At 67.3% G+C, this 10,034-nt stretch carries 8 protein-coding genes; 6 read left to right on the plus strand and 2 right to left on the minus strand.

The window, feature by feature from the left end:
* The gene (locus B141_RS53035; RefSeq protein ID WP_420313611.1) at positions 1-351 is read left to right on the plus strand and encodes a peptidase inhibitor family I36 protein; all 351 of its coding nucleotides are present in this window, start codon (positions 1-3) and stop codon (positions 349-351) included.
* A 4-nt stretch (positions 352-355) separates the two neighbouring features.
* Positions 356-1,297 carry a hypothetical protein gene (locus B141_RS49905; protein WP_157181460.1) on the plus strand — a complete coding sequence of 314 codons (942 nt, stop codon included), beginning with the start codon at positions 356-358 and terminating at the stop codon, positions 1,295-1,297.
* Here the strand turns inward: B141_RS49905 and B141_RS46475 are convergent.
* Complete coding sequence (locus tag B141_RS46475; RefSeq protein ID WP_020579309.1) at positions 1,278-4,088, minus strand: AfsR/SARP family transcriptional regulator; 2,811 nt, start codon at positions 4,086-4,088, stop codon at positions 1,278-1,280. The two genes, B141_RS49905 and B141_RS46475, sit on opposite strands and share 20 nt — an antisense overlap.
* Positions 4,089-4,250: 162 nt before the next feature.
* Here B141_RS46475 and B141_RS0132190 point away from each other — a divergent pair, with 162 nt between their 5' ends.
* A complete protein-coding gene (locus B141_RS0132190) occupies positions 4,251-5,216 on the plus strand; it encodes a hypothetical protein (RefSeq protein WP_020579310.1) in 966 nt (321 codons plus the stop codon).
* Between the two features lie 16 nt (positions 5,217-5,232).
* Here B141_RS0132190 and valS read toward each other — a convergent pair whose 3' ends face one another.
* Positions 5,233-7,842: a valine--tRNA ligase gene (gene valS / locus B141_RS0132195; protein WP_020579311.1), complete on the minus strand. Its 2,610-nt coding sequence runs from the start codon at positions 7,840-7,842 to the stop codon at positions 5,233-5,235.
* Positions 7,843-8,160: 318 nt separating this feature from the next.
* Between valS and B141_RS0132200 the strand changes: the two genes are divergently transcribed.
* The 3 genes from B141_RS0132200 to B141_RS0132210 are packed head-to-tail and all read left to right on the plus strand — an operon-like array spanning position 8,161 to position 9,249.
* A complete protein-coding gene (locus B141_RS0132200) occupies positions 8,161-8,490 on the plus strand; it encodes a hypothetical protein (RefSeq protein ID WP_020579312.1) in 330 nt (109 codons plus the stop codon).
* Positions 8,487-8,846 carry a hypothetical protein gene (locus B141_RS0132205; RefSeq protein ID WP_020579313.1) on the plus strand — a complete coding sequence of 120 codons (360 nt, stop codon included), beginning with the start codon at positions 8,487-8,489 and terminating at the stop codon, positions 8,844-8,846. The genes B141_RS0132200 and B141_RS0132205 overlap by 4 nt, the downstream gene beginning before the upstream one ends.
* Positions 8,839-9,249: a hypothetical protein gene (locus B141_RS0132210; protein WP_020579314.1), complete on the plus strand. Its 411-nt coding sequence runs from the start codon at positions 8,839-8,841 to the stop codon at positions 9,247-9,249. Before B141_RS0132205 ends, B141_RS0132210 begins: the two co-directional genes overlap by 8 nt.
* Positions 9,250-10,034 lie beyond the last annotated feature (785 nt).

Raw genomic sequence — 10,034 nt, forward strand, 5'->3', positions numbered from 1 at the left:
ATGGTGGCAATCGCACCGGACTCCACGCCGGATGTCACGCCAGCTGGCTACTACGACTGCCCGGCCGGTTACCTGTGCGCCTGGGTTGATACCGATTACCGAGGGAGGATGGGGCAGTGGTCTGGTAATAACCGTCACTGGTCCGCGTTCTCGAACTCGACTTGTCAGACCGGAAGTTGGAACGACTGCGCTTCTTCGGCGAGGAATAACGGCCGATACTGCGACGTATTAATGTATGAACATGCCGGCTACGGGGGCACCCCCTGGTTGCTCTGGCGTGGCGAGGGGCAGAGCAATTTGGGTCGGCGGGGCGCGAACGACAAGATCAGCTCGAATTCGTGGTCGTGCTGAGCGCATGGGCTCGACGCGGGGCATGATGGTGACCGCGTGTCTCGCGGTGGTACTGGTGGCGCTCGCTGGGTGTCAGAGTGTGACTCCCGCGAGCGTCACCACCCCGAGGGCGGCGGTAACTAACGTCAATAGATCCTTTGAGATCGTGACGAAGACGGGATCGTTTCCGGCCGAAAGGCAGATCGTCTCTTTGGCGGAAGAGAAGATTATTAGTCGATGCATGGCAAGGAAGGGTCTGTCATATCGTCCCAGACGTGTCGGGAAACCCGAATCTTCGTCCGACGCCGATGGGGCCCTCGCGGAGTCGCGGATCCGTCGCAACGGATATGGACTCTTCGGCAAAATTGAGGGTGACGACCCCACTGGCCAAAGTGGGGGCAGTGCTGGCGGAGATGTTCCGGGCGTCGACAGTTCTCTCTACGACGTGACACTTCTTGGGACTGAGGGAGCCAGACGGTCGATTCGATTGCCGTCCGGAATCGAGATCACTTTTCCTGGCGATGGCTGTATCGCCGAAGCCAGAGGCGAACTCTTCAAGGATGTCATGACAGGCGCCAGAGTTGTCCATGTTCCGCAGGACATCGAGCGGACATTGGCCGCCCGGGTGCGGAGTGACAGCTCGTTCAAAGTTGCGATGGGTCGCTGGAGTAGGTGCATGACGCGGCGGGGGTACGAGTACTCCTCGCCCGAGGCCGCGCGGGAAGACCTCCAAAGGCAGTACGCAAGAGCCGGCGCCACTCGGGTGCTGCGGCAACGTGAGATCGAGGTCGCGGTCGCGGACGTTGAGTGCGCCCGCCGAAACCAGATCCCGAGGCTGATTTCGGATCTCGAACGAAAGTACTTCGACGCCCTGCCAACGAGCGTGCGGACTGCCCTGGAAGTCGTCGCGGAGGAATGGTCCAGCGCGGTTGCGACCAGTAGACGTGTCATCGGACAGCACGGTTAGCGGCCAGGCCGTCGGTGTTCCGCAGGATCTCGAGCGCCTGACGTTTGCTGGCTCGGGCCTGTTCGTGGTTCCCAACGGCATGGTGAGCGGTCCCGAGGTGCCAGCGGAAGTCAGCTTCGAAATGACGTTGTCCTGCCAGGCAGACCAACGGTAGTGCGCGTTCGAAGGAGTCGATGGCCCGTGCGGGATCTCCCGCATGCAGCTGGGTCTTGCCGATCGTGCCAAGAACGAGACCTTCCCCGCCGACGGACTTCTCGGATCGGTAAAGGTTCAGTGCCTCGTCGAGGTGCTCCAGGGCCTCCTCACATTGCCCTTCCTGGGCAAGGGTTTCGGCCAGGTTGCTGAGGATGGCGGCCTGAGCCTCTCGGTGGCCGAGGCGGCGACGGATATCGAGCGCCTGCCGATAGTTGTCTAACGCCAGGTTGGGGTCCCCGTGCTGGGACCACAGGTTGCCGATGATGTTCAGCGTCGCCGCTTGACTGATCGGGTCGCGGTTCAGTGTCCAGTAGCGCATTGCTTGTTCGGCGTGCTCGAGTGCGGCTTCGACCTGACCGGTGTTCATGTACCCGATGGCGAGGTCGTTGGTCGCCTGCGCCAACCCGCGCTCGTCCCCGGTGGTCCTGGCGGCGTCGATGGCCAGCCGGGCGAGTTCGATGAGGGTCCGTTGGCGGTGGCGCACGTTCAGCGGGCCGGCGGCCGCGGCGGACAGCCCGACGACGATGGGGTGATGTTCGGGATCGCTGATCGCCTGGTTGGCGACCGCCAACAGATTCGCGACCTCGGCGTCGACCCAGGCCGCGGCGACGGCCCGAGCCGCGAACGTCGATCCCGAACTCCTCAGCTCGCCGGCAAGGATCCCGATGGACGAACGGTCCTCAGTCGCCGGTGAGAGGACGTCGGCCGCATTGCGCGTCGTACCCAGGTAGTAGTGGAATCCTCGCTGGATCGCTTCGAGGCGATCGGAGCCATCCAACTCGGCATCCGCGAGGTCACGGGCGTAAAGGCGAACGAGGTCGTGGAAGCGGTAGCGAAGCTGGCCGGTCTCGTCGTTCCGGCTCGGATGGAGGAGACGGGCGTCGGCCAACGTCTCCACGAGGTCGTCAGCGATGTCGGCCGGTGTGTCGAGCAGGGCCCCGGCCACTGACGAGGTGAAGTCCGGAAGGTCGAGGCAGCCGAGTAACTGGAACATGCGTTGCGCCTTGCCGGTCAGACCCTGGTAGCTCGTCGCCAGGCTGGTGCGGACGGCAAGATCACCCGCGACGAGTTCGTCCAGCCGGCGCCGCTCGTCGGAAAGCCGGTCGACCAGCCGGGACAGCGACCAGTGTGGGCGAGCCGCGAGGCGGGCCGCGGCGATCCGGAGGGCCAGCGGCAGATGGCCACAGAGGTCGGCGATCTCCTTCGCCGCCGGGACGTCCTCGGCGACTCTTGCCGGCCCGACAACCCGGGTGAGGAGGTCGGCGGCCGCCTGCTCCTGGAGGACGTCCAGCTCGATGTGGTGCGCTCCTTCGAGCGCGCCGAGGCGGGTACGACTGGTGATGAGCGCCGCACATGACGGACTACCTGGCAGGAGTGGGCGGATCTGGCGTTCGCTGGCCGCGTTGTCGAGTACGACGAGGACGCGTCGATCGGCCACCAGATCTCGATAGATCGTCGCGCACTCGGCGAGTTCGTCGGGGATACCGCCGCCGTCGACCCCGAGGGCGCGCAGGAATCGCTCGAGGACGGCGGCCGGCTCGAGGGGTGACTGACCAGCGCCGCGCAGGTCGACGTACAGCTGACCATCCGGGAACTCCGAGCGCAGCCGGTGGGCGCAGTGGACCGCGAGAGCGGTCTTGCCGATGCCGCCGGGTCCCGCGATCGCGGCGACCACGGTCGAAGCGGCCGGTTTGCCTGACTCCCTGGAGATCAGTCGCCCCAGCTCGGCCGCCTGCTGGTCGCGGCCGGTGAAGTCGGCAATGTCAAGGGGGAGTTGACATGGCGAGCGCGGCGACGGCGACGTTGGCAGCACCGCTGAGAACGGCGGGCTGTCGGCCGACGCCAGTTGGGCGAGGTCCGGATCGCTGTGGAGGATGCGCTGCTCGAGCTGTTGAAGCTGGGCGCTGGGGTCGAGGCCGAGCTCGTCGCGGAGAACCCTCCGGCCCCGGTGATAAAGGTGGAGCGCGTCGGCCTGCCGGCCGGAACGATAGAGCGCGAGCATCAGGTGGCCACGCAACGACTCGCGGAGCGGGTGCTCGGTGACCAGTCCGGTGAGTTCGCCAATGAGCTGACTGTGCCGGCCAAGCGCCAGGTCGGCGATGATCCGGTCCTCGACGACGGCCAGCCGGCGTTCGTCCAAGCGGGGGCGCTCGGTGCGGACGATGGGTTCGGCGGCGTCACCAAGGGCTGGGCCACGCCACGGCTTGAGCGCCGTACGAAGAAGTGTGGCCGCGTCGGCGTGGTGGCCGGCGGCGAGGGCGGCGCGTCCGTCGGCCGCTCGATCCTCGAAGCTGGCCAGGTCGGACTCGCTGGGTTCGACCCTCAGGACGTAGCCAGGCGAGCGGAACTGGATCCGAGGTCGGCGGCTTACGCGATCGCCCAGGGCGCGCCGTAGCTGGGACACCAACTGCTGGATCTGGCTGGTCACGGTCTCCGGAGGCTCGTCCCATAATGCGGAGATCAGCTTCGGGACGGCGACGACATGATTGGCGTTCATCACGAGGACGGCGAGCAGCGCTCGCTGCTTCGGGCCGCCGAGTGGGACGGGTTCTCCCCTCTGACGCACCTCGACTGGTCCGAGAATCCGGAACTCCATGGTCTGCCCCCGCTGCGCATGGTGATCAGGCGTGCAAGATCATTGTCGACCAGTCTGGACTGCGCCCGGCGCCGCGAACCAGCGCCAACCGGCGGTCCGGGGCAATCCGCTGCCATAGCGAGACCAAAGCGATGCCAAAGCGGGACTGTCCAGGCTGTACGGATGGACACCAATCTGGCCAGGACGACTGGCGACCGAAGGTCTGGTAGGTCGGCCCTCGTACTGCTCGTCGTGGTGGTGCTGCTACTCGCCGTGGCGGGGACCGCGTGGTTGGCCGTCTGGAGCATCTTCGTCAAACCGCGACCTGTGGATGGGTACCCGGACGCCGGGGCGGCGCGGGAGGCGTGCGCGGGGCGCCGGGCATACTTCCCCGACGCCGCGCCGTATGACGGTCGAGGTCCGCATGCGGTACGCGTCATGCTCGAGAAGCTGGACGCTGGCAGTGGCCGGTCCGCGTACTCCACACTCTTCCTGCGTCCACCTCCCGGGCAGCGTTCTCCGGCGCACCTCAATCCACCCAAGGCTGAGGACGTCCAGCTGATCGCCTGCCTGAAACAAACCAGCGCTGGTCGGCAGGTGGAGTCCTGCGAGTTCGACAGTGGTCCTTCTGGTGCCGTCCCGATGTATGCGGCGGCGTACGCGGTCACCGTGTACGAAGCCCGCACCGGCGAAAGGCTCGGAACCAACACCATCTCCGACGCCGAGCAGACCCGGTGCCCGGGATTCGCGGTCGTGGACGACAAGGAACCCAAGCTCTACGCCGAACCCAGCGTCCGGCAGGTCGAGAAGGCGCTGTCGGAGTTCACGTCAGTCGCCCCGCCGATCTGGCCCGCGGCACCGCAGCAGGTCGATGTCCTGCTCGAGGTCGAAGGAAAGGGCAAGGCGCTCATCGTGACGTGGGCGGTTCCGACCAGCGAACGGATGCACGAGGGTACGCAAGAGTACGTGAAGTTGCCCTGGCGCATGCGGCTCACCGGCGAGGAGGGCTGGTTCGTCAGCGTACGGGTCGGGATGCCGCTCACGACTGGTCCCGCCCAACCAGAGGCCACCTGCCGGGTCAGCATCAACGGCAAGGAGGTGCGCACCGAGACCGGATTCAGGGCCAGCTGTGACCACCAGGTGCAGTGACAACGGCGACGAGTGCCTACGAGTCGACCTCGACCTCGACCTCGACCTCGACCTCGATCGCAGCCGTCGCGTCCGCAGAAGACGGGTCAAGCCGCAGGTCGGCGATCCGCCCGGCGGCCCGCAGGTCGTCGGCGGCGGGGGCGAGGGCGTCAAGGTCGGCCTGACACCCGCGCACGACGACCCGAGTCAGCTCCGCGCGCATGGAGAGCTTGCGTTCCGACTTCGCGGCGCGCACCGCGCCGAGCACCGTGCTCGTGGCACGAAGCAGCGCCGGATCTCCGGCGGCTGAGGCGATCTCCTCGGGGGTCGGCCAGGGCGCGCGATGGATGGATCCGTCCTGCCACCACGACCAGACCTCCTCGGTCACGAACGGCAGGACCGGAGCGAAGAGCCGCAGCTGCACGGAAAGCGCGAGTGTCAAGGTCGCCTTGGCAGACGGGTCGCCCGCGTAGGCACGATCCTTGACGAGTTCCAGGTAGTCGTCGCAGAAGTCCCAGAAGAACCGCTCGGTGACCTCCAGCGCACTTGTGTAGTCGTACGCGTCGAACGCCTCGGCCGCGGCCTGGACCACCTCGGCGAGGGACGCCAGGAGCGCCCGGTCGAGCGGCGCGTTCACGAGCGCGAGGTCGGGAGTGGCTTCGGTGAAGCCGAGCCCGAGCACGAACCTGCTGGCGTTCAGGATCTTCGTCGCGAGCCGCCGGCCCACCTTCATCTGCGTCTCGTCGAACGGCGAGTCCAGACCTGGCCGAACGCCGGCCGCCCGCCAGCGCACCGCGTCGGAGCCGTACCGCCGCAGCACGTCGATCGGCGTCGTCGCGTTCCCCTTCGACTTGCTCATCTTCTTGCGGTCGGGATCGACCACGAAACCAGAGATCGCGGCCCGCTTCCACGGCAGCGCATCGTGTTCGAAGTGGGCGCGGATCACGCTGTCGAACAACCAGGTCCGGATGATCTCGTGGGCCTGCGCGTGCAGGTCCATCGGGAACGTCGTGGCCCACAGATCAGGGTCGCGCTCCCAGCCGCAGACGATCTGAGGGGTGAGCGAGGAGGTTGCCCACGTGTCCATGACGTCCGGGTCGCCGATGAAGCCGTCAGGCTTGCCGCGCTGGTCCTCGGAGTAGCCGACGGGTGCCTCAGCGGCCGGGTCGACCGGTAGTTGCTCCTCGGTCGGCAGCAGAGGCGTGTCGTACCGTGGCTCGCCACTGGAGTCCAGCGGATACCACACGGGGATCGGAACGCCGAAGTACCGCTGCCGGCTGATCAGCCAGTCACCGGTCAGACCCTCGACCCAGTGGTCGTAGCGGTGTCGCATGAACGCGGGCACCCACGCCAGCTCCCGCCCGCGCGCAAGGAGCGCTTGACGAAGCTCGGAGTCCCTGCCGCCGTTGCGGATGTACCACTGCCGGCTGGTCACGATTTCCAGCGGCAGCTCGCCCTTCTCATAGAACTTCACCGGATGGCTGATCGCGCGCGGCTCCCCGATGAGGTCGCTCGACGCGCGGAGCAGGTCGACGATCCGGCGCCGGGCCTGCGCGACGGTGCGGCCGGCCAGCTCGGCGTACGCCTGGCGTCCCGCGGGCGACAGCCCGGCCGGTGGTTCGGTGAGGAACCGGCCGTCCCGACCGATCGCCGTGCGGACCGGCAGGTCGAGTTCGCGCCACCAGGTGACGTCGGTGACGTCGCCGAACGTGCAGATCATCGCGATGCCGGTCCCCTTCTCGGGGTCGGCGAGCCGATGAGCGAGCACCGGGACCTCGGCCCCGAACACCGGCGTCCGCACGCTGGTCCCGAACAACGGTTGGTAGCGCGCGTCGTCCGGGTGGGCGACGAGCGCGACGCAGGCGGGGAGGAGTTCGGGTCGGGTGGTCTCGATCTCGACGGTCGTACCGTCGCTGCGGTGGAAGGCGAGCCGGTGGTAGGAGCCGGGCCGCTCGCGATCTTCCAGCTCCGCCTGGGCGACCGCGGTCTGGAACGTCACGTCCCACAGGGTGGGTGCCTCGGCTTGGTACGCCTCACCGCGGGCGATGTTGCGCAGGAACGCTCGCTGCGAGGTGGCGCGGGCCGCCTCGCCGATCGTCGTGTAGGTGAGCGACCAGTCCACCGAGAGCCCGACCTGGCGCCAGAGCTCTTCGTACGCCCGCTCGTCCTGGGCGGTGAGCGTCTCGCACAGGTCGATGAAGTTGCGCCGGGAGATCGGCATTGGCGCGTCCGCCGATTTGGCTGCCGAAGGTTTCGCCGGCGGGGCGAAGGACGGGTCGTATGGCACCGAGGGGTCGCAGCGGACGCCGTAGTAGTTCTGGACCCGGCGTTCGGTTGGGAGGCCGTTGTCGTCCCAGCCCATCGGGTAGAACACCTCGTGCCCGCGCATCCGCTGATAGCGCGCGATCGTGTCGGTGTGGGTGTAGGAGAAGACGTGGCCGACATGGAGGTCACCGGACGCCGTGGGTGGCGGCGTGTTGATCGAGAAGGCCTCGGCTCGGGATGCGGGCCGGCTGAACCGGTAGGTCCCTTCCGCCTCCCAGCGCGCGATCCACTTCTCCTCCAGACCGTCCAGGGACGGCTTGTCGGGGATGGACGGGCTCGGGGACGCGGCGTGAGTGGGCTGCTGGTCGGGTGTCGACGGCATGGATGGCTCATCTCAGCAAGGGTCGTGCGTACGGTCGTGGGTACGCGAACGACTGCGGAAAGGACGGATCGGAGAGCGCTCAGAGGCGCGTGGCTACTCGCCCGCGCGCGCTGCCGTGGCACACCAGGGCGTTGTCGAGAAGCGATCCGTTAGCCATCGGGGCCCATCATAGGCCCTGTCCCACGACTCATAGGCCCTGTCCCACGACGGTGTTGGTGGTCGTTCCTCTACGTCTGTCGGAGTTGGCTTGACGTCGCCCGACTCCCGCCTATCTACTACGATTCGTAGTTCTACTTTCCGTAGTAGAAGGGGTGGGGTATGACTGGGTTGGGTACGGACGCCGGATTTGCGGAGAACGCCGTCGCCACGGTCAGGCGGCACGCGCGCCGCATCATCGATGAGGAACTCGCTCGGCTGGCCCGCAGGAGCCAGGCCCTCCGGGCGACCGACCTCGCCATGGTCGACCACGCGCTCGAGGAGGTGCTCGACCGGCTGATCCTCGATCGGGTACGCCGGGTCGCGTCGGTGAAGCCCGAACTCCTGGACAGCGCGGTGCGGCTCCTCGACCCGGCGGCGTCGGTTACGCTTCCGGTCCTGCCCGCGGGGGAGCGGGCAGTCGTGCGAAGGGGTACGGAGGACATGCGGTGATCGACGTTCTGGCCACCGGCCTGGTCATCGCGGGCCTGCTGTTCGCGGGCGTCTCTGTGGTGACCGCCCTGCTGAATCGCGCACCAGGCACCGTGCTGGTCGGGATCGCCGCCGTCGTGGAGCTTGCTCTGCTGGTCCAGCTCGTCGCGGCGGTTGTCCTGCTGATTGGCGGGGAGCGACCGGCGGAGTTCGCGACCTTCCTCGCTTACCTTGTGGCGTCGGTCCTCATCGTGCCGGTCGCGGTGTTGTGGGCCGCGTCGGAGCGCAACCGCTGGAGCAGCGTGGTTCTCGGGGTCTCAGGTCTGGTGATCGTGGTGCTGGTCCTCCGGTTGCAGCAGGTATGGGCTGGTGCCTGAGCCTGTGACGTCGCCGCCGCGCCTGGGCTCGGGTCCCGGGCGCGCCCTCGTTGCGGTGTACGCCGTCTTCGCTCTGGCCGCCAGTGCCCGGGCCATGGTGCAGATCGCGACGAGGTTCGGCGAGGCGCCCGTGGCGTACCTGCTCTCGGCGTTCTCTGCTGCGGTCTACGTCGCCGCGACAGTGGCACTCGCCAGGGGTGGACCGGTGGCCCGCCGTGTCGCGTACGCGGCCTGCGGGATCGAACTCGCCGGTGTCTTCGCGATAGGCGCGTTCAGCCTCGCCGATCCGGCCGCGTTCCCGGACGACACCGTTTGGTCGGCGTTCGGGCGCGGCTATCTGTTCATCCCGCTGGTACTACCCGTCTTCGGGTTGTGGTGGCTGCGGCGTACCGCGCGCTCCTGATCACCTGCGCCACCGGCTGGTGGTGGTGATCCGCCATCGCCCGTCGAGTCCACGGTGGGTTTCGTACTTGTGGGGGTTCTTGGCGCGGTCGCGGTTGTGGTGGTCGCAGGCGGGTGCGAGGTCGTCGAGTTTGGTTTGCTGGTGTTGCGCCCAGGGGTGTATGTGGTCGATTTCGCAGTATTTTGCTGGGATGGGGCAGTTGTTGTAGGCGCAGGTGTCGTAGGTCGCGAGGATGGCGCGGCGCATCCAGCCGGGTGCGAGGCGTACGGCGGAGCCGAGGTCGAGGATCTTGCTCGGCGCCTTGAGGATCATCCGGTACAGCCGGGACTTTGAAGCGAGTCGGCGGACGTGCGGCGCGGGTAAAGGGTGTCCGGTCGGCAGGAGAAGTCCAGGAACGTCTTTGTTGGTACGCCGGCCACACGTGGGGCACGGCTCAGCACTGTCCCCGCCCGCGNCATTCATAGGGTCCCAGTCACCCATCGGGATGGGCGCGGGCACCGCGTCATCATCTACGTGCCGGTCATCGACGGAATCACTGTCATCAACGTCGCCCTGACGGCCAGGCTCATCAGCGGCATCACCGTCATCGACCGCGGCGTCACCGTCATCGGCAGGGCCGTCCTCGGCGTCGTCTTCGACGCTTACATCTGCAGGGTCGTCGGTGAGGGTTTCGGCGTTCACGATGATCAGCAGTTCGGCGGTGACGGCCTGGACCAGCAGCTGAATCAGGACGTCGGCGTTGCGCTGGGACTGGGTGCGGGTGTCATCAGAACCACTCTTGCGGG

The organism is Actinopolymorpha alba DSM 45243 (genome assembly GCF_000373925.1).
Classification (GTDB): domain Bacteria; phylum Actinomycetota; class Actinomycetes; order Propionibacteriales; family Actinopolymorphaceae; genus Actinopolymorpha; species Actinopolymorpha alba.